The organism is Pseudomonas sp. 05N433, from assembly GCF_056396925.1.
Genome location: NZ_JBFTML010000053.1, coordinates 1 through 19,135 on the forward strand (window position 1 = coordinate 1; position 19,135 = coordinate 19,135).

The window sequence follows — 19,135 nt, forward strand, 5'->3', positions numbered from 1 at the left end:
CTCCAACAAGTGCTACCTGAGCACCACCCAGGGTTGCGACGGTGTCGACCTCGGTCAACTGGCCAGTTCCGTGGGAGTCGGCGTCACGTGGTACAGCCCGATGGGACCGTTGAGTTTCAACCTGGCCTTCCCGGTCAAAAAGCCTGAGAACGCTGATACGCAAGTGTTCCAGTTCTCCATGGGGCAGACTTTTTGAACCGGTGAGTCCGCAAGCATTCCACTTCGTTGGCGCACTGACACGATGTGCAGAATGTGGGACAAGCCCGCCCCCCACAGGTTTCGCGCTGCCCCCCTTGCATCATGGCGCTCTCAGTCAACTCTGGCCGCTGTGCTCAAGCATCACGAACGTCCGGGAATTAAAGTCGAAGTGCCAGGGGAGCTACCCCGGCTCACAATTCCAAGAATAGAGCCACTTCGATGAGCCTGAAAAAATCCCTGCCAGTATGCCTGGCACTCAGCTTCGCATCGCTTGCCGTACCCGCAGCAGAGGGCCCTCCACCACCGTCGGTGAGTGAACCCAGCGGTATCAATCTGGGCGGCACCAGTTTCTACGACGGTTTCGCGGGGCCGCCCGGTCTGTCCCACCTGACCTATCTGAAATTCAGCACCGCACGCAGCATCAGGGACAATGCAGGCAAGGATAATGGCGCCTTCGACAATCCGAAGATCAACGTCATCTCGCTGATCAACCAACTGAGCTATTACTCACCCGACACCATCGGCGGTGGTGCACACCTGGGCTGGAGCTTATTGGTGCCCATCATCTCCCTGGACGGTGACTTTGGCGACAACGGTGCCAAGCTCCAGGATAACGGCACAGGGCTTGGTGATGTCACGGTAGGGCCGCAGATCCAGTTCGACCCGATCGTCGACACCCACGGCAGGCCCGTGTTTGTGCAGCGTCTGGCTTTCGACACCATCCTTCCAACCGGCAAATACGATAAACATAAAGACCTGAATCCAGGCTCCAACTACTTCTCTCTGAACCCCTACTGGGCCGCAACCTGGATGCCGGCGCCTCGTTGGGAAGTGAGCTGGAGGCTGCACTACCTGTACAACTTCAAGAACAACGATCCGGCGAGCAGTTCGACGCAACTTTTCGAGGGCCAGCCTGTGCGCGACACCCGGGCAGGACAATCGGCGTGGGCCAACTTCACGGCCTCGTATGAAGTGGTCCCCAACGTATCCGTCGGGATCAACGGGTACTACTTCAGGCAAATATCAGATGACGAGGTTAACGGAGGTCGGCTGAGCAACTCTCGGGAAAAGGTGTTGGGCATTGGCCCGGGCCTGTTCTGGAAAATCAGCGATGGCCAGGGCTTCTGGTTGAACACCTATAAAGAGACCGGTGTCGAGAACCGCGCGCAAACGGATTACGCCGTCCAGATCCGATACGCCCACACATTCTGACCGATGTGCGCCCACTCGTGCATGAGCGGGCCCTTTTACCCGAGGTGATGTTTCATGAACGCGCTCGACTCCATTGACAGTAAAAAATCATTGGCCGCTATCTGCCTGATGATGGTCATTTCCTTAGGGACGTTGCAAATCCAGCCTATTCTGGGCGGAGCCTTTATCGACCAACTCGGTTTGCCGCTGAATGCCATCGGCGCCATTTTTGCGGCAGAACTGATTGCGATGRCCGTCGCCTGCGGCGTTTGCGCCATGTTGATGGCCAGCGTCGACCGGCGTCGCTTTGCCCTGATTGCCTTGCTGATGCTGGTACTTGGCAATCTGGCCAGTGCTCAACTGCATAACCAGGGGTTGCTACTGATCTGCCGAATGATATGCGGCGCAAGCGGTGGCGCGGTCATGGCCGTTGTCTACGCCACCGCAGCCCTGCGCACATCCAAGGATTCGACGTTCGCGGTGATAAACATCGGCAACCTGCTCTGGGGGATGCTGCTCGTGAGTTCCATGCCGGTGATTCTGAAATCATTCGGCGTGGCCGGGGCGTTTTATCTCTTGGCCATCGCCAGTGCCCTGGCGATGGTTGGTAGCTGGAGAGTGCCGAGGAGCTACCCCGAGGCACATCGGGCAGCGAGCGGCTCGATCCCGCCTTTCGGGCTCACATCGATCTTACTGCTGATGCTTTTTACGCTGCTGTTTTTTGGCCATTCCGCACTGTGGGTTTACCAAGAGCGCATCGGTAAAAGCATTGGCCTGGAACCGCAACAGATCGGTGCAATACTGGGGGGCAGCATCCTTGCCGGTGCCCTTGGAGCGGCACTGGCCGGACTTATCGGCAGACGCCTTGGGTTGCTGTTTCCGCAACTACTGAGCTTCGGCACGGCGCTGATTGCGACTCTGGTCATGGTCTATGGCAATACCCCTGTCGCGTTTGCAGTCACTGCCTGCCTGATCCATGCAGTATGGTTTTTCAGTCTGCCTTACTTACTGTCTATGGCGGCCGAGCTGGACCCTTCCGGCCGACTGGCCGGGCTGGGTAACGCCGCGATTTTCGTTGGTCAGGGGCTCGGCCCGTTTGGCGCGGCACTCGTGGTAGGCGAAGGACAGTTCCGCGCCGTCGGATGGCTGGCGGCCTCGGCCTACCTGACAGCCCTGCTTATCTCGTGTCTGCTCGTTGCACGTTTTCGTCGTGACGCGAAGCCTTGCGCAACAGCACTGTCGCCTCAGTCGACCTGACCTGATATCAAACAGGAACCCCGTCAATGAACAATCGATACCCATCTTCAGAGGTTATGCCGATGACCACCCCGTTTCCCCAAACCCCTGAATTTTCCGGCGCGCTCTATGCACCCAGTCGGATAGAAGCCGAGGTGTTCGACCTGGAGATTGAAGGCACCCTTCCCGCTTCGATCCGTGGCGCTTTTTATCAGGTTGCGCCAGACCCGCAATACCCGCCGATGCTGGGCTCGGATATTTTCTTCAATGGCGACGGAATGGTCAGCGCGTTCTACTTTGCCGATGGCAAGGTGTCGATGCGACGTCGCTACGTAATAACCGACCGGTTGATGGCTCAGCGCCGCGAAGGTCGCTCGCTCAATGGAATCTATCGCAACGTCTACACCAATGATCCACTGGCGGCGAAGAACAACACCACCGCCAATACCAGCGTTGTCGCTCATAACGGTGTGCTGCTTGCACTCAAAGAAGATGCCATGCCCTGGGCAATGGATCTTGAAACACTGGAAACCCTCGGCGAGTGGCATTTTGACGGGCAGATCGAATCAGCGACGTTCACCGCCCACCCCAAGCTCGACCCGGTAACAGGAAACCTCTTGGCCTTCAGCTACGAAGCCAAAGGTGACGGCACACCTGACCTGGCCTATTTCGAACTGTCGCCCGACGGAAAGYTGTTGCACCAAATCTGGTTCCAGGCGCCGTACGCGGCCATGGTTCATGATTTCGCGGTGACTGAACACTACGTGGTGTTCCCGCTGATTCCGTTGACGACCGACCTCGAGCGTATGAAGAAAGGTGGCCAGCATTTCCAATGGCAACCCGATCTGCCTCAGCTCTTCGCCGTCGTACCACGCAATGGGCGCGCGGAGGACGTTCGATGGTTCAAGGGCCCCAAGGACGGTTTCCAGGGCCATACGCTCAACGCGTTCGATGAGGGCGACAAGGTTTACGTAGACATGCCGGTCACCGGCGGGAATATCTTTTACTTCTTTCCCCAGGCCGACGGTCATGTCCCGCCACCCGAAACACTGGCGGCCAGCCTGATGCGCTGGACCTTCGACCTGACCAGCACGCAGGAGGACATTCAACCGCAGCCATTGACGGATTACCCCTGCGAATTCCCAAGGTGCGATGACCGCTACATCGGTCGGAAATATGAGCACGGCTTTGTGCTCGCGTTCGATCCTGAGCGCCCGTACAACCCGGCGAATGGGCCGATTCCGTTTCAATTCTTCAATCTGCTGGCCCATGTGAACCTGAAAACAGGCACCACCGATACCTGGTTTCCCGGTGACAGCGGATGCTTCCAGGAGCCCATTTTCATTCCGCGCTCCCCTGATGCGCAGGAGGCGGATGGCTACGTCGTTTCCGTTCTCAATCACATCGCGGACGGTCGCAGCGAGCTTGTAGTTCTGGATTCTCGTGACATGGAGAATGGCCCCATTGCACGAATCAAAGTGCCGTTCCGGATGCGCATGTCGCTGCATGGTTGCTGGGTGCCGAGCAAACAATGAAACCATGGGCGGCCCACTGAAATGACAGGAAGCCTGTGATTCACCAGGCCGGGATACGGCCCCTGCCCTGACCTTCCAAACACTTCACTGTCTCGTATTGCCTGTTCCGGAGGGTCGGCAAAATGCTGCCAAAAATACATAAAAAAGCATAATTCCTGCATTTTGGGATTTTTAATAAATCCTGCTTTACAGGATTAATCTCCACAACTAGATTGAACCTCAACCGCCGCGGCTTACCTGCCGCCATAGCTGCATGAGCAGTGCCGAGCTTCTTTGCTCCCTGCGCATGCGCTGATCCTCTATCAAGGAGCACTCAATGAAACTCGCGAGCTTTATTGTTCAAGGCCGTAGCACCTACGGCGTCGTCGATGGCGAGCATGTCATCGATCTGGAGTCGGTCAAGCAAACCTTCGGCACCGATCTCAAGCAGGCTATCGCCAACAATCGCCTGGCCGAACTGAGCCACGAGGTCCTCGCGAGCCAGCCTCGTATCCCATTGGCTGAAGTAACTTTTCTACCCGTCATCCCGAACCCGGGCAAAGTGCTGTGCATTGGCATCAACTACGCCACACACGTACGTGAAACCGGTCGTGAGATGCCGACCTACCCGATGATTTTCACTCGTTTCGCTGACAGCCAGACTGCCCACCTGCAACCCATCGTTCGCCCGAAGGCCTCGCACAAGCTTGATTTTGAAGGCGAGCTGGCGGTGGTGATCGGCAAACCGGCGCGTCACGTCAAGCAAGCCGACGCGCTGGACTATGTCGCCGGTTACGCCTGCTACAACGACGGCAGTGTCCGCGACTGGCAGAAACACACCATTCAATTCGTGCCGGGCAAGAACTTCCCGAACACCGGCGGCTTTGGACCTTGGCTGGTCACCCGCGACGAGATCGGCGATCCGCAGGACCTGGAACTGACTACCCGCCTCAATGGCGAAGTCATGCAGCACACCAGCACCAGCGACATGATTTTCGATGTCCGCGCGCTGATCGAATATTGCTCCACCTTCACCGAACTGGCCCCCGGCGATGTGATTGTCAGCGGCACCACCGGCGGCGTCGGCGCGTTCCGTGAACCGCCGGTATGGATGAAACCGGGCGATGAAGTCGAGATCGAAATTTCGCGAATCGGCATCCTGCGCAACAGCATCGTCGACGAGCAGTAAGCCATGGCCACACTACGCGAATCAGAACAATTGCCGGCGCAGGATATCGACAGTAAAGGTTCYAGCCTGGAGCGCATGCTGCGGGTACTCGATCTGTTTACCGAAGAGAGTCCGATCTGGGCTGTCGATGACATGGGCGGTGCATTGGGGTTTACCCGTTCAACCATCTACCGCTATGTGCGCGAACTGGCCGAGGCCAACTTGTTGTTTCAGGTCGGGGCCGGACGTTACGCCCTGGGCGCGAGAATCATTACCTGGGACCGTCAGTTGCGACTGAGCGACCCTTTGGTGCGCGCCGCACAATCATTGGAGCCAAGCCTCCCACGCTGGAGCGAGCAGCAGATCTGGCTGATCTGCCGCCTGTTCAAGGACCAGGTGGTCTGCATTCATCAATACGGCGATTTGTTCAGCGAGGTCAGCTACTCACGCGGCTCACCGAGGCCGTTGTTCCTGGGGGCGACCTCCAAGGCCATCCTCGCCAACATGACCTCGCGTCAACACAGCCAACTCTTCCTGGAAAACCCCGATGAGGTGCGCGCCAGCAACCTTGGTCAGACCTGGGAACAGTTCCGCCGCTCGCTGCAGCGTCTTCGTCATCAGGGCTATGTGGCCAGCGCCGGCGAAGTCGACGCTGGCGTCTATGGCCTCGCCGCTCCGATCTTCGATGGCGATGGCAAAGTCGTCGGCAGCATCAGCTGCGTGCGCCCGATTCAGGAACGTGACAGCACTCAGGAAGAACAGCAAGGACAGCAGGTCCTCGCCCTGGCGCACAACCTGTCGCAACTCATGGCTGCACTCGCCAACCGCCCCAAGCCATTGGACTGAGCCATCCGGAAGGGAACAACAACAATGACACCCCTCAAAAAAATCAGTACACACGTCTTGATCATCGGCGCCGGGCCCACCGGGCTGACCCTGGCCAACTTGCTTGGCCAAGCCGATGTGGACACCTTGATCATTGATCGCAAGCCGGACACCGTGACCGAGCCGCGGGCCGTTTCGATCGATGACGAATCCTTGCGCACCATGCAGGCCGTCGGACTGGATGAAGCCGTGTTGCGAGATGTAGTGCCGGGCTATGGCGTGCACTACTTCACTCGGCCCGGTGGCCGCTGCTTCGGCAAAGTCGAGCCCACCGGCAAGTTGTATGGGTTCCCCAAGCGCAATGCATTTCGCCAGCCACTGTTTGAACACACCCTGAAAATGGGCCTCGAGCGCTTTGCCAACCTGAAGGCACGGTTCAGCCATGAGCTGCTGGAATTCAGTCAGGATAAGCATGGCGTGCGCGCACTGATCCGTGACGCAGACGGCGAAACTGTCGAAGTCCATGCGGCCTATCTGGTCGCCTGCGACGGTGGTCGTAGCCCGGTGCGCAAGCAACTCGGAATCGAGATGGTTGGCTCGAGCTTCTCCTCGCGCTGGCTGGTGGTCGACACTGATCAGGATGACGATCCGTTCTGGCAAACACGTGTGTACTGCGATGCACGCCGTCCCGTCGTTGAAGTACCCGGCCCCCACCGCACACGCCGCTTCGAGTTTCTGCTCAAGCCGGACGAAACCGATGAGCAGGTACTCGGCGATGCTCGCCTGCAAGCGTTACTTTATCCCTTCAAGGGCAACACCCCGGCGTCCATCGTGCGCAAGACCGTTTATACCTTCCACGCCCGGGTTGCCGAACGGTGGCAAGTGAACCGCGTGTTTCTCGCCGGCGATGCCGCGCATCTGACCCCTCCCTATGCCGGACAGGGCATGAACAGCGGTGTTCGCGATGCCCATAACCTGGCCTGGAAACTGATCGGCGTGCTGAAGGGCAAAATGGCTGAAACGGCTCTACTGTCTTACGAAAGCGAGCGTCGCGATCACGCCTGGGCATTGATCAGACTGGCCTTGAACCTCGGCGTGGTCATGGCGCCGGCAACTGTCTTGCGCGCTCATTTGATCAGCGGTGCATTTGCTTTGATCGGCCTGCTGCCGCCGTTGCGGGACTATTTCCTGCAAATGCGCTTCAAGCCTAAACCCCGATTCACCAAAGGGCTGGTACTGACCGAAGGTAAAGCCGGGAAACTGTCCTGCGGACACATGTTCCCTCAACCGATGCTCACCGATGCTCAAGGCCAGGAAATTCTGCTCGATGACTCGATCGGTGCCGGCTTCGCCTTGATTCAGTACGGCGACCACAGCCGCCAACGCATCGACGAACTCCAGCATGGCTTGTGGTTCCACCTCGAAGCCAAGCGCATTCTGATCCTTCCCGAGCCTGTCAAAAACATGCCTTCGATGCCTGGCTGCACGGTGCTTCATGACCGCCAGGGTTTGCTCAAAGAAATACTGGGCGATTCAAACACGTTCTTGCTGCTGCGCCCGGATCGCTATATCGCCGCCATTTTCGATAAGGCCGGCGAAACAAAGGCTGCCGAATCTTTGCAGTTGCTGTTCGGCATCGCACAGGCGCGAAACCAAAAAGCCGAATCAAGCATCGCGCCAGTCTTTCCCTGAATTCTTAAAGCCACGGAGGTGTTTATGCAAACCCTACAGACCTGCACCCCTGCACGCCTGTGCTACCTGCATCTGGCGAGCAAAGAGCCGCAACGACAAATCGATTTCTACCGGCGCATGCTGGACATGGAAGGCCTGGCACAGCCCGATGGCAGCTGGATACTCAGTGGCCCGCAACGCGCCATGCTCGTGTCGCCCGCCGATCACAGCGGCCTGCTTGCGGCGGCCTATGACCTGGGCGATCAGGCTCGGCTGGGAGAACTGCGCGCCCGCCTGAACGAGAACGGCTGTGCTGTCGAAGACATCGACTCGCCGTTGCTCGAACCGGATGCCTTTGTGCTTCGTGACCCTCAAGGCCGACAAACGATATTTGGCGTGTCCCGCATTGATCCCGGTGTCGACCGTCAAGGCATGCCGGGCCGCTTGCAGCACGTGGTATTCCAGACCACTGAACTGGAAGCCATGATCGATTTCTACGTCAATAAGGTCGGGTTTACGGTATCGGACAATGTCGTCGACGAGCAGACCGGCCAGCTCATGGTGTGCTTCCTGCGCTCGGACGATGAACATCATTCGCTGGCATTTTTCCGCGGTTCGAAAAACGAATGGGATCACCACTGCTACGAAACCAATGAATGGAATGATATCCGCGACTGGGGTGATCGCTTCGCCAAGGAACGCATCACCATTTTCTTCGGCCCCGGCCGGCATGGGCCGGGCAACAATCTGTTCTTTATGGTCGTCGATGCCGATCGCAACCGCCTGGAGTTTTCCGCCGAACTCGAAATGACCGATGCCGCCCGCCAACCCGGTGTCTGGCCGCAGGAGGAGTACACACTCAATTCCTGGGGGCGCGCCTGGATCAGAAGCTGAGCACATTCTTCAGACAAGGTTTTGCATCATCCATGTCCTTAATCGACGCGGCCACCTGCCTCCAAAGGTAAGACTATGACGACTCAACATTTGCCCCTCTACGCCATCAACGGCGACCAATACATCAATGGCACCTGGCGTACAGGTCGTTCCTCGCGGCGCCTGGATGACCGTAACCCCTTCAATGGCGAGCAACTGCTGGAAATGCCACTGGCCTCGATTGCCGATCTCGACGATGCCTATCAGGCTGCATATCGTGCGCAAACAGCGTGGGCACAGCTGCATCCGACACAGCGCAGCGCGCAACTGGAGAAACTCGCTCACGTCATCCTGAACCGCCGCGATGAAATCATCGACTGGCTGATACGTGAGTCCGGCAGCACGCGCATCAAGGCGAGCATGGAATGGCAGTTCACCCTGAACCTGGTGCGTGAGTGCGCAACGTTGCCGATGCAGGTTGAAGGACGGATCCTGACGAGCTACAAGCCCGGTGAACAGAGCTTTGTCTTCCGTGAACCGCTGGGTGTTGTCGGGGTGATCAGCCCATGGAATTTTCCGTTGTACCTGAGCATGCGTTCGGTGGTCCCGGCACTCGCGCTTGGCAACACAGTGGTGCTTAAACCCGCCAGCGACACGGCAGTAACAGGCGGCCTGCTGATTGCTCATTTGTTCGAAGACGCAGGCTTCCCGGAGGGTTCGCTCAATGTCGTGGTCGGTGCAGGTTCGGAGATCGGCGATGCCTTCGTCGAACACCCGGTGCCAAGCCTGATTTCCTTCACCGGCTCAACCGATGTCGGTCGCAATGTCGGCCGGATTGCGACTGGCGGCAAACACATCAAGCGCGTTGCGCTGGAGTTGGGCGGCAATGCTCCACTGGTGGTCCTGGATGATGCGGATATTGATATAGCTGCGCACGCAGCAGTGGTCGGGCGTTTCCTGCATCAGGGCCAGATCTGCATGAGCGTCAACCGGGTGATCGTCGACCGCTCGCTGTATGCGGACTTCACCGCGCTGGTGGTGGAGCGAGTGCGCAAGCTCAAGACCGGCGACCCGGCCCACGCAGACACCGTGATCGGGCCGGTGGTCAATCAGAACCAGCTCGATGGCCTGTTGCGTAAAATCGATGCCGCCGAGAATGCGGGCCTCAAGCGGTTGTGTGGCGGCCCAGCGTCCGGGTTGGTGTTGCCTGCGCATGTCTTCGGTGAAGTCGGGATCGATCAGGAACTGGCACGTGATGAAACCTTCGGGCCGTTGCTGCCGCTGCTGATCGCAGAAAACGAAGCGCATGCGTTGGAGTTGGCCAACGCCAGCGAATATGGCCTGTCCAGCGCGGTATTCACCCGGGACATGGCCCGAGGCTTGAACTTTGCCCGTGGCATCGTGGCCGGGATGACCCATATCAACGACATCACCGTCGACGACCAGCCCAATGCGCCCTTCGGCGGCGAAAAGAACTCCGGCCTCGGGCGTTTCAATGGTCACTACGCCCTGGATGAATTCACCCGCGCCCATTGGGTCACCTGGCAACCGGGGAGCCACCACTACCCTTTCTGATTCTTGATCGATACTGACCGGACTAAAATTGGGCAAGTGTTGACCCATTTGCCCAATCAACAAAAACAATAAGAAAAGAGGCGAAAAAATGAGTCATTTAGCCTGTGTGTCCACCGATCAGGTTGTTCGCTCCGACCGGCTGATGAAGTGGAAAGAGTTCATGAGCGATCACTTGGGTCGCACGCCGGACTACATCAAGCGTCTGGAATCGACGTTCATCGACCCGTTGCATAACAGCAACTTTCAAGGTCGGCTGGAATATGGCGATCTGGGTCAGCTCGGCTTCTGCCGCATGACCGCCAGTGCCCATCGCTACTCACGCCATCTGAGCAAAGCGGTCGACTCACCCGATACGCCGCGCATGCTGATTCTGCAGATCGCCGGCGTCAGTCATTTCGAACAAGGTCGGCACTGCAGCGCATTAGCGCCTGACGAGATGCTGTTGGTCGACAGCGGCCAGCCCTTCAGCGTCACCAGCACTCAAGGTTGCGAACATTTTATCCTGCTCTTCAAGGGGCCGGCCCGACAGCCACCGCAAGCGGGCGATGTTCACCTGAACGGGCGCAATGGATTGGGCCGCATGTTGATGCATCTGATCAGTGATGCGTACAGCCAGTACCCACTGCTCAACAATCATTCGGCCGAACTGATCGGCAACAGCATCGTGGGGCTTCTGGATAACGCCCTGAAGAACAAACAGGAAGAAAAACAACTCGAACACGATTTCCGCTTCTTCAAGCAAAACCGCCTCAAGGCGTATATCGAGCGCCACCTGGCCGACCGCGACCTGACCATCGAGCGCATCGCCAGCGTCGAGCAATGCTCGGTGCGCAGTTTGCACCGCGCCTTTCAGGAGGAGCTCGGCTGCAGCATCAGCGAATACATCTGGCAACGGCGCCTGTCGCGCTGCGCCGAAGATCTGCGCAGCCGGGAACATGCCCATCGCTCACTCACCGACATCGCCTTTGCCTGGGGCTATGGCAGCAGTGCTCATTTCAGCAGACAGTTCAAATCGGCGTTCGGCATGTCGCCCAAGCTGTTCCGCGATACCCAGGCCCGATCCTGACGCCACCTGCTGCTCGCCCATTGTGATGCGGGTGCACAACAGGTACTGGCCCCGCAAAACACATTCACTTGGGAGGTAGATGTGTCCCGCCACAAAGTCTGCGTAAAATACGGCGTCGATGCCGAATCCAATACAAAAACAGACTCATCATCCCTGTGATCAATACCACCGGTGAATTGTGGCTCCCCCCTACTTTCAATGCCTGAATGATCAACCATGAGCGGGAGTTCACGGATCTCAACTGCCCGTACAAAGACGCTTTGCAGGTTGTGCCTGTCGATCTCGCTGCTGATTGCCTGTCACGCGAGTGGCGCGCCCTTGCCGCTCGAACTGTATATCCCGGACGCTCCACCCCTGACGTTCGTCGATGGCTCCAAAGGCCACGGCATGGTCGGCGAGGCCGTGATGACCGCCATTGCCAACGCCGGATATGTCGCGCATGTCCATGTGCTTCCCTGGGCCAGATCGCAGAAACATGTCAGCGAGACTCAGGACATCCTGATCGCCCCTTTGTCACGCACGCAGGAACGTGAAGATCGCTTCACCTGGATCGCGCCGATCATGCCCATGGAGCGTGCTTTTTTCAGCCTTGACCGGCCGGTGAGCAGCTTCGAGCAAGCGAAACAAACCTACCGGGGGATCGGCGTCGGCCTGGGCAGTGCGCAGGAGGAAATCCTCCGTGAACAAGGCTTCAGCGACGAGCAGATCCACCCCCTGACCATTGGCGACAACCCCGCGCAGATGCTCTTGAAAGGTCGCATCGATGCCTGGTTCAACGGTGTCCCGGAGAGTCGATACATCTGGCCGAAAGTGTCTGAACATACACTGCACATGAGCCCCGTCATGAGCAGTGTGGACCTCTACCTGGCTTGCTCGAAGCAGTGCTCCGCCCAACTGGTGCAAGACTTGCGTGCGGCGGTTGAAACGCTTCGCGATGACGGCACCCTGGCGCGCATACAAAAGCGCTATTTGTCGCCATAGGAATTCTGAGGGCACACGGCTAAACCCATTCAAGGCAGGCATCCCTCCTCCTCTGGCACCTGCAATCCCATGAACCGCCGCACTCTATGAGCCTCGGGCTGCTCGCGGATCGCCTGTGGCGAGGCATCCAGCTGAATGTGGCCGTTTTCCATGAAGATCACCCGGTCGGAAATCGACAGGGCAAAATCCATCTCGTGGGTGACAATCAGCAGGGTCATGCCTTCGCGGGCCAGGTGGCTGATGACCGCGAGTACTTCGCCGACCAGCTCCGGATCCAGCGCCGAGGTCGGTTCGTCGAACAGCAGGATATCCGGGTCCATGGCCATGGCCCGGGCAATCGCCACGCGTTGTTGCTGGCCGCCGGACAGTTGATGCGGATATTTGTGGACGTGTGCCAACAGGCCGACCTTGTCGAGTAACTGGCAGGCGCGTTGCTCGCTCAACACACGACCGACACCGTGATAACGGGGAGCGAGGCTGATGTTGTCCAGCAGTGTGCGGTGCGGGAACAGGTTGAAGCTCTGGAACACCATGCCGATGCGCCGTACGCCCTGACGAATCCGACGGCTATCCGGTTTGTCCCAGGCATTGATGAAGCCCTCGCCGAACAACAGGATTTCGCCCTGATCGATGCGCTCCAGGCCATTGACCGTACGAATCAGCGAAGTCTTGCCGGAGCCGGACGGGCCGATGATCGAAATCACCTGGCCACTTTGTACCTTCAGGTCGATGCCCTTGAGCACATGATGATCGCCGTAGCGTTTGTGCACGCCCTGCAGTTGCAGGGCCGGGGCGGCGCCTTTGGATGGCGGCTTGAGCTTGCTCGATAGAACAGGCGCCAGACTGTCACGCAGCGCTTGTGTCGAGGCGCTGTCGAGGGTTTGCGGTGTCCGCAGGTTGAGGTCCAGGTAGCGTTCCAGACGCTGCAGGGCAAAGCCGAACAGCGTAACGATCAGCACGTAGTACACACCCACCGCCGCCAGGGTTTCCATCACCAGGAAGTTCTGCGCATACAGGCGCTGGCCGACGGTCAACAGTTCGGTCAATGAAATCACCGAGATCAACGACGTCAGTTTGACCACCGTGATGTATTCGTTGATCAAGGTCGGCAGTGAGATACGAAATGCCTGGGGAATCACAATCAGCCGTTGCAGGCCGAGCAGGCCGATACCCAGGGCGCGGCCGGCTTCCTTCTGGCCCTTGGCGACCGAGATCAGTCCGCCACGATGAATTTCGGCCATGTAGGCGGCCTCAGTGACCACCAGCGCCAACAGGCCGGAATAGAACGGTACCGACAGCACCGGCCCGGCACCGGGCAGCAACTGCGGCAGGTTGTAGATGAAGACCACCAGCACCAGCAGCGGAATGCTGCGAAAGAACCAGATGTAGAGTGACGCCGGCAAGCGCAGCCAGGGCGAGCCGGACAGCTTGGCTGACGCCAGGACGAAGCCCAGCAACATCCCCAGGAACCAGGCCAGGGCGCTCAGTTCGATGACGGTCAGGCTCGCCGCCCAGAAGTCAGTCTTGGAGAACAGCGAAATAAAGTAAGACCAGTCGAATTGCATAGACACCTCGTGCTCGCCGCGCCCTCGACCGAGGGCGCGGCTTCAGCCATTACTCGGAGACCGGTTCCAGGTCGTACTTTTTGAGAATGGCGGCGTACTCGCCGTTGGCTTTGCTGTCAGCCAGGGCCTTGACCAGCGCCTGATAGGTTGCCTCGGCGTCTTTTTTCACGTAGATGCCCAAGGTCTGCGGGTAAACCAGTTTCTGCGAGCTGACCACGACCCGCCCGTTGGTGCGCTGGGCAATCATGTGCGCGGCACCGGCGATTTCCACCTGGGCCTGGATGTTCTTCGACAGCAGCGCCTGCGTCACTTCGGGAGCCGAGGGGTATTCGTTGACGGTGATCGCGCCTTTGTTGTTCGGAACGCAGTAGTCGCTGGACAACTGGTTGAACTTGGCGACCCAGGTGGTGCCCTGCTCCAGGCCGATCTTCAGGCCGCACAAGTCCTCGGGAACCTGCGGGCTCAACTCACTGCCCTTGGGCACCATGATCGCCGCGCCGGTATTGGCGTAGGCGATAGTGCGGGCCTGGAGCTGGCGCTCGGGGGTGATGTACATGCCGGAAATGATCGCGTCGTAATGCCCGGCGTTGAGGCCGTTGATCAGATTTGGGAACTTGGTGTCGACGAAGTTGGCCTTGACGCTCATCGCCTTGGCCAGGGAGTGGGCCAACTCAGGATCAGAGCCGACCACATTCTTGTCAGCGTCGTAGGACTCGAACGGCGGGTAAGTGATTTCCATACCGACTTTCAACACACCGGGGGTCGCGGTGCTGGCGAAGGCGGTGCTGGCGCAGAACAGGCTGGCGGCGAGCAGGCTCAGTCGGGTCGAGGCGCAATGGATTTTCATGGTGGGAAGCTCCGTGGGTTGTTTTTTTAGGAATGAGAGGTGGTGTTCTTCAGATGGCCGAAACTCGATGGCTTTCGGGCCCGGGACGGCAACTCAAGCTCGCCGTTCTCCACGCGTTTGCGCAGGTACTGGTAGGTCTGTAAGGCCTGGCTCCACATGTGTTCGCCAATCGCCAGCGCCTCGTACTCCCGGTCATCCCTGGCGAATGCCGGCAGCGGCTTGATCAGCGTGTGATAGTCGCAGGCGTAGAACAGCGGGAAGCTGTAGCGCTCCTGCGCGACCTTGCGCACCCGGTGGGCAGTGGCCACAAAGGCACCCGCGGTCATGACTTCCAGCATGTCGCCGATGTTCACCACGAACGCGTCGGGTAGTGGCGGCGCATCAATCCACTGCCCCTGATCATTGAGCACCTCCAGCCCCGGTTGATCGGCGTGCAGGATGGTGAAGCACTCGTAGTCGGTATGCGCGCCGATGCCCGGAGCGTCGACGACATCGGCGTCGAAGGGGTAATGGATCAGCCGCAATTTGGAGGGCGGGCGAGTCACCAGCGCGTCGAAGTACCCCTCCTCCAGCCCCAGGGCCAAGGCGAAGCCATCGAACAGCCGGCGGCCTAGCGCGAACACCGCCTGATAGTAGTTCTGTACCGCGCTCTGGAAACCCGGCACCTCAGGCCAGTGGTTCGGCCCCAGCAGCGGTGTACGGTTGAGGAACAGCGGGTCATCCGCTGGCACTTCGAAGCCGATATCGAACGCTTCTTTGTGATCCGGCTTGCCCTTGGAATACACCTCCTCGCCTTCGGGCACGAAGCCCTTGTGGCTTTCCGAGGCGCCGATGTAGTGGCGCATCTTGGCGTCCAGCGGTTGCGCAAAATAATCCCTGGCCGCCTGGCGCAGGCCCTCGATCAGCGCCGGATCGATGCCGTGCCCGGTGATGTACAGAAAGCCCACATCGCTGGCGGCGCGGCCCAGTTGCTCGGCCACGGCCAGGCGGTGCTCCAGTTCGATGCTGAAGAGTCCGGCGATGTTCACCACCGGAATGCTGTTGAAGTTGGCCTGGGTTGGCGAGGTGCTACGCATGGCGGGCTCCTTCACGGGTGAAACGGTCGAAGTGTTCGCGCTCGGTCCGGGCCATCCACTGGTTCAAGGTCCAGAGGTCGGCCACCGGCATGTTGGTGAAGGGCAAGTGGTGCAGATAACCGTCGGCACCGAACTCCGGGGTCAAGGTGCTGACCGGGTAGCCACGTTCGCGCTGAGAGGTCCAGACGGCCTCCCAGTGGCGCTGATGGAACGCCAGTTCACGGGCATATTCCGGTGCGGCGGGATGGGGGACTTGCGGGCCTTGGTCGTAGCCGACCCGAGCCTGGATGTGATGCACGCGTTCGACGAAAGCCGAAAGATCGTCGGCCGGATCGTCCAACAGTCGCTCACAGCACACCACCCAGTGGCTGACGTCACTGGTGAAACGCAGGCCCGGCAGTTGGCGGATCAGCTCCAGGGTCACCCAAGGGCTGTAAAGGGAACGGGCGCGATGGGTCTCGAAACTGCAGAACACGCCATGCCTGGCGGCCAGTTCCATGGCCTGGCCGAAGAATTCGACCTGCAATGCCTGYGGCCAGCGGTCGTTGCCTGCCAGCAGATTGACGAAACGTGGGGTCAGCTCCGAGGCCCAGCCCAGTTTGCGATCAATGTCGGCCAAGTGTTGGGTGGGCGTGGCGTTCTGGTCGGGCAATACATCGTAGGCACTGAACAGTGTGCAGATGTAGGGAACTTGATTACTGCGCAGGAAAGCGCCGAACTCGCCACGCTCATCGGCCTGCAGTGGCAGGCGCGCTTCGAGGCCATCGAAGCCGGCGGTGAGCAGTTCATCCAGGGCCTGCGCCTTGCTGGCGGTATAGCCCCATAACGTGCGGAAAATTTCTAGCTTCATGCATTCCTCTCGGCTGCGTCAGGCCACCCGCTATTGGGCTGGCGTTACTGGGCAGTCGAAAGAAGTTGCTGCGGGCCGCGGCTCTGATGGCTGCGATCCCGTGTGACGAATCCTAAGGCTAGGGCGACAAGCGATTGAATAGGCTGCAGCAAATAGTTAGTTCAGAAATTCATGAACTAACGATGCCGGATTTTCTCGCGTTGTGTAAGCCGCAATGCGATCCGTAGCAGCTGTCGAGCCTGCGCTCGCTGTAGCAGCTGTCGAGCTTGCGAGGCTGCGTTCGGCTGCGAAGCAGTCGTGAGTCCGGCTGCCGTGGTGTATCTGATTGCCCTTCGCAACCCTGTAGCCATCAGGTGCAATTCTCCTTCCACCGCGGGGTGACAGGCTGATCTGTTGTCGAGCACAAAGGCTGGCAAACAACTTGCTTGGGCTCTGTTCAAGCTTGAGCCATCAACACCGATGGTTTGGCAAACATCTCGGACAACGGCGTCCGCTCCCCTGCCCATTGCGGCAGGAGAGCGTGCGCCGTTTTTGCTTTCATCCCGGCATCAGAAGGAAATCCTCATGTCCGCTCAAGGAATGCACCCACCGGGTCACGCCATCGTTCATCTGCGCAGCGATGGCGGCACATCGCACCCGGCCGGCACATCATTCGCCAAAGCCTTGTTCGAACCTGGCAGAGCCCTGCTCGAACGCAGCAGGATCGGCTTCTGGCTACCGCTCGGATTAGCCCTCGGCGCCTGTGGTCTCGCACTGGCCGAACAGCCCGCAAGCGCATTGGCCCTGATACCTGGCGTGCTGTACCTGGGATGCGCCTGGCAGCTTCGCGAGCGTCATCAACGCCAACTGCAGACATTCTGGGACACGGAACTGGCACAACTGCTGCGCAGCTCCCAGGATGCCGACCCCGCGACGCTGCTGGTGGCCGCCAGCCTGCAACTGCGCAACAACGAACGCTTGCGCAGCGAAGTGCAGTTCGCCAGCCGTGCCCTGGAGCAGATGGCTCAGCAAGCCCGCGACCAGGGAGAGGAACAGAGCCAACGCATCGCGATGATCGCCGCCGCCAGCGAACAGATCGATCAGACCCTGCACAGCATCGATGCCTTGGCCAAGGGCGCGCTGGCAGCCTTCGCCAACGCTCACACCCAGAGCGAAACCGGTTGCCTGGAAGCGCGCTCAGTGGGTGACAGCATGCGCGCCATTCAACAACGCCTGGGCAATACCGCACACGCCGTGGAAGCGTTGCTGCAGCGCACGACCGCCGTGGAAAGCACGGTCAACAGCATTCAGGCATTGGCCAAACAGACCCAGTTGCTGGCGCTCAATGCCTCCATCGAGGCAGCCCGCGCCGGCGAGCACGGGCGCGGTTTTGCCGTGGTCGCCGATGAGGTCCGCAGCCTGGCCCAGGCCACCGACCGGGCGACCCACGAAATCACCAGCGCCGCGACGGCGATCGCCATGGCTGTGCGCCAGGTGGATGGCGAGGTCAAGGAACACCGCGATCTGCTGGCCGCCGGGAGTGAACAGAGCGAGCAGCTCGCCGCCAACCTCGACGACCTGGCGCAACATAGCCAGAGCAATCTGCAACACCTCGGTGCCATGCAACAGGCGCTCAGCGAGCATCAGCTAGCCAATCATGCCCTCAGCGAACAGTTGCAACAGGTCAATGGCGCGGTGCAGGAACAGAGCACGCAAACCAATGCGCTGCACGACCTGACCCGTTATCTCAACCAGCTCACCGTCGGAAGCCGCCCATGAATCCAGCACTCGCCACAGCATTCGACGATGGGCCGTCCCGCCAAGTCCGTCTGCCACAGGGTGACACCGGACTAAGGCTGGCGCTGTTGCTGGGTCTCGACCTGCTGCAAGGATTACAGCAACATCGCGGTCTCGGCGGACAAGTCACCCGCGAGGCGCAACAACGTTGCCAGGCATTGGGGCACGCGCTCGACCAACGCTGGAGGGAGTGGCCGTATTCCGCACAGTGCCAGGCCTGGGGCGCGTTACGTCGCGACCCGGCGGATTTCGATGGCCATTGCCGATTGCTGCAGGACCTGCTCGGCGCCATCCAGCACCTCGAACTGCAACGCTGTGCGCTCAGCCTGGCGCGCCCGAGCATCGCCGCGCGCTGCTGGGAACTTGAAGAGCTGGGACGACTGCGCGGGCTGTCGGTACGCGCCGCCGCCCATCGAAGTTGCCCATTGGAAATGCTGATTCAATTGCAGTACCTGCACGAACGCTTGCTCAAGCACGCTCCCCATTCGCTGCACACTGCGCTCGAACAACTGCAACGCTGCCTGATCGGGACAACCACCGTGTCCATCACCCCGGCGCAGTGCTATGCCCTCCTCACCCCATTGCTCGACGAACGCCTGGACGCTATCCGCCGGGATCTGGATTGAGGCTGCCGTCACCAGAACAGAGATCCGCAACAGCTCGTTCCTTTACCGTAGATTCGCTACTATGTTTGCACCGCTTTCCTTGTCGGCGGATTTCTTC

17 protein-coding genes are annotated in these 19,135 nt (G+C 59.5%); 13 read left to right on the top strand and 4 right to left on the bottom strand.

Going from position 1 to position 19,135, the window contains the following annotated elements; genetic code table 11:
- From AC1DIS_RS23780 to AC1DIS_RS23830, 11 genes are all read left to right on the top strand, one after another.
- A partial coding sequence (locus AC1DIS_RS23780) for a BamA/TamA family outer membrane protein (protein ID WP_477781117.1) occupies positions 1 to 196 on the top strand: 196 nt, incomplete at its 5' end.
- 221 nt (positions 197 to 417) lie between these two features.
- Positions 418 to 1,410, top strand: a complete 993-nt coding sequence (locus tag AC1DIS_RS23785) for a SphA family protein (RefSeq protein ID WP_477743198.1) — start codon at positions 418 to 420, stop codon at positions 1,408 to 1,410.
- Between the two features lie 54 nt (positions 1,411 to 1,464).
- Positions 1,465 to 2,646: an MFS transporter gene (locus AC1DIS_RS23790; protein ID WP_477781118.1), complete on the top strand. Its 1,182-nt coding sequence runs from the start codon at positions 1,465 to 1,467 to the stop codon at positions 2,644 to 2,646.
- A gap of 62 nt (positions 2,647 to 2,708) precedes the next feature.
- Positions 2,709 to 4,160, top strand: a complete 1,452-nt coding sequence (locus AC1DIS_RS23795; protein ID WP_477743235.1) for a carotenoid oxygenase family protein — start codon at positions 2,709 to 2,711, stop codon at positions 4,158 to 4,160.
- Positions 4,161 to 4,476: 316 nt separating this feature from the next.
- Positions 4,477 to 5,328: a fumarylacetoacetate hydrolase family protein gene (locus AC1DIS_RS23800; RefSeq protein WP_028940727.1), complete on the top strand. Its 852-nt coding sequence runs from the start codon at positions 4,477 to 4,479 to the stop codon at positions 5,326 to 5,328.
- Positions 5,329 to 5,331: 3 nt separating this feature from the next.
- Positions 5,332 to 6,153, top strand: coding sequence for an IclR family transcriptional regulator (locus AC1DIS_RS23805; protein WP_477743200.1), 822 nt, complete (start codon positions 5,332 to 5,334; stop codon positions 6,151 to 6,153).
- Between the two features lie 24 nt (positions 6,154 to 6,177).
- Entirely contained in the window at positions 6,178 to 7,824 is a 1,647-nt protein-coding gene (locus AC1DIS_RS23810; protein ID WP_477743201.1) for a bifunctional 3-(3-hydroxy-phenyl)propionate/3-hydroxycinnamic acid hydroxylase, read from the top strand.
- Between the two features lie 24 nt (positions 7,825 to 7,848).
- Positions 7,849 to 8,697: a VOC family protein gene (locus tag AC1DIS_RS23815; protein ID WP_305409094.1), complete on the top strand. Its 849-nt coding sequence runs from the start codon at positions 7,849 to 7,851 to the stop codon at positions 8,695 to 8,697.
- Positions 8,698 to 8,772: 75 nt separating this feature from the next.
- Complete coding sequence (locus AC1DIS_RS23820) at positions 8,773 to 10,251, top strand: aldehyde dehydrogenase family protein (protein WP_477743202.1); 1,479 nt, start codon at positions 8,773 to 8,775, stop codon at positions 10,249 to 10,251.
- 88 nt (positions 10,252 to 10,339) lie between these two features.
- Complete coding sequence (locus tag AC1DIS_RS23825; protein ID WP_138867425.1) at positions 10,340 to 11,317, top strand: helix-turn-helix domain-containing protein; 978 nt, start codon at positions 10,340 to 10,342, stop codon at positions 11,315 to 11,317.
- A 216-nt stretch (positions 11,318 to 11,533) separates the two neighbouring features.
- Entirely contained in the window at positions 11,534 to 12,298 is a 765-nt protein-coding gene (locus AC1DIS_RS23830) for a substrate-binding periplasmic protein (protein WP_064617548.1), read from the top strand.
- Between the two features lie 29 nt (positions 12,299 to 12,327).
- Here the strand turns inward: AC1DIS_RS23830 and AC1DIS_RS23835 are convergent, their stop codons facing one another.
- From AC1DIS_RS23835 to AC1DIS_RS23850, 4 genes are read right to left on the bottom strand one after another with little or no spacing between them, the layout of a single operon-like run.
- Positions 12,328 to 13,863, bottom strand: coding sequence for an amino acid ABC transporter permease/ATP-binding protein (locus tag AC1DIS_RS23835; RefSeq protein ID WP_138867424.1), 1,536 nt, complete (start codon positions 13,861 to 13,863; stop codon positions 12,328 to 12,330).
- 49 nt (positions 13,864 to 13,912) lie between these two features.
- A complete protein-coding gene (locus tag AC1DIS_RS23840; protein WP_064617543.1) occupies positions 13,913 to 14,710 on the bottom strand; it encodes a transporter substrate-binding domain-containing protein in 798 nt (265 codons plus the stop codon).
- Positions 14,711 to 14,736: 26 nt separating this feature from the next.
- Positions 14,737 to 15,786, bottom strand: coding sequence for an isopenicillin N synthase family dioxygenase (locus AC1DIS_RS23845; RefSeq protein WP_138867423.1), 1,050 nt, complete (start codon positions 15,784 to 15,786; stop codon positions 14,737 to 14,739).
- The gene (locus AC1DIS_RS23850; RefSeq protein ID WP_477743204.1) at positions 15,779 to 16,636 is read right to left on the bottom strand and encodes a sugar phosphate isomerase/epimerase family protein; all 858 of its coding nucleotides are present in this window, start codon (positions 16,634 to 16,636) and stop codon (positions 15,779 to 15,781) included. The genes AC1DIS_RS23845 and AC1DIS_RS23850 overlap by 8 nt, the downstream gene beginning before the upstream one ends.
- 1,191 nt (positions 16,637 to 17,827) lie before the next feature.
- Here AC1DIS_RS23850 and AC1DIS_RS23855 point away from each other — a divergent pair.
- Positions 17,828 to 18,394, top strand: a complete 567-nt coding sequence (locus AC1DIS_RS23855; protein WP_414868094.1) for a methyl-accepting chemotaxis protein — start codon at positions 17,828 to 17,830, stop codon at positions 18,392 to 18,394.
- Positions 18,395 to 18,480: 86 nt separating this feature from the next.
- Positions 18,481 to 19,038, top strand: coding sequence for a hypothetical protein (locus AC1DIS_RS23860; RefSeq protein WP_064621261.1), 558 nt, complete (start codon positions 18,481 to 18,483; stop codon positions 19,036 to 19,038).
- Positions 19,039 to 19,135: the final 97 nt, after the last annotated feature.

Coding starts and splice junctions, on each gene's coding strand:
- AC1DIS_RS23785 (WP_477743198.1), top strand. CDS start 418: ATGAGCCTGAAAAAATCCCTGCCAGTATGCCTGGCACTCAGCTTCGCA.
- AC1DIS_RS23800 (WP_028940727.1), top strand. CDS start 4,477: ATGAAACTCGCGAGCTTTATTGTTCAAGGCCGTAGCACCTACGGCGTC.
- AC1DIS_RS23810 (WP_477743201.1), top strand. CDS start 6,178: ATGACACCCCTCAAAAAAATCAGTACACACGTCTTGATCATCGGCGCC.
- AC1DIS_RS23815 (WP_305409094.1), top strand. CDS start 7,849: ATGCAAACCCTACAGACCTGCACCCCTGCACGCCTGTGCTACCTGCAT.
- AC1DIS_RS23820 (WP_477743202.1), top strand. CDS start 8,773: ATGACGACTCAACATTTGCCCCTCTACGCCATCAACGGCGACCAATAC.
- AC1DIS_RS23825 (WP_138867425.1), top strand. CDS start 10,340: ATGAGTCATTTAGCCTGTGTGTCCACCGATCAGGTTGTTCGCTCCGAC.
- AC1DIS_RS23830 (WP_064617548.1), top strand. CDS start 11,534: ATGAGCGGGAGTTCACGGATCTCAACTGCCCGTACAAAGACGCTTTGC.
- AC1DIS_RS23835 (WP_138867424.1), bottom strand. CDS start 13,863: ATGCAATTCGACTGGTCTTACTTTATTTCGCTGTTCTCCAAGACTGAC.
- AC1DIS_RS23840 (WP_064617543.1), bottom strand. CDS start 14,710: ATGAAAATCCATTGCGCCTCGACCCGACTGAGCCTGCTCGCCGCCAGC.
- AC1DIS_RS23845 (WP_138867423.1), bottom strand. CDS start 15,786: ATGCGTAGCACCTCGCCAACCCAGGCCAACTTCAACAGCATTCCGGTG.
- AC1DIS_RS23855 (WP_414868094.1), top strand. CDS start 17,828: ATGCGCGCCATTCAACAACGCCTGGGCAATACCGCACACGCCGTGGAA.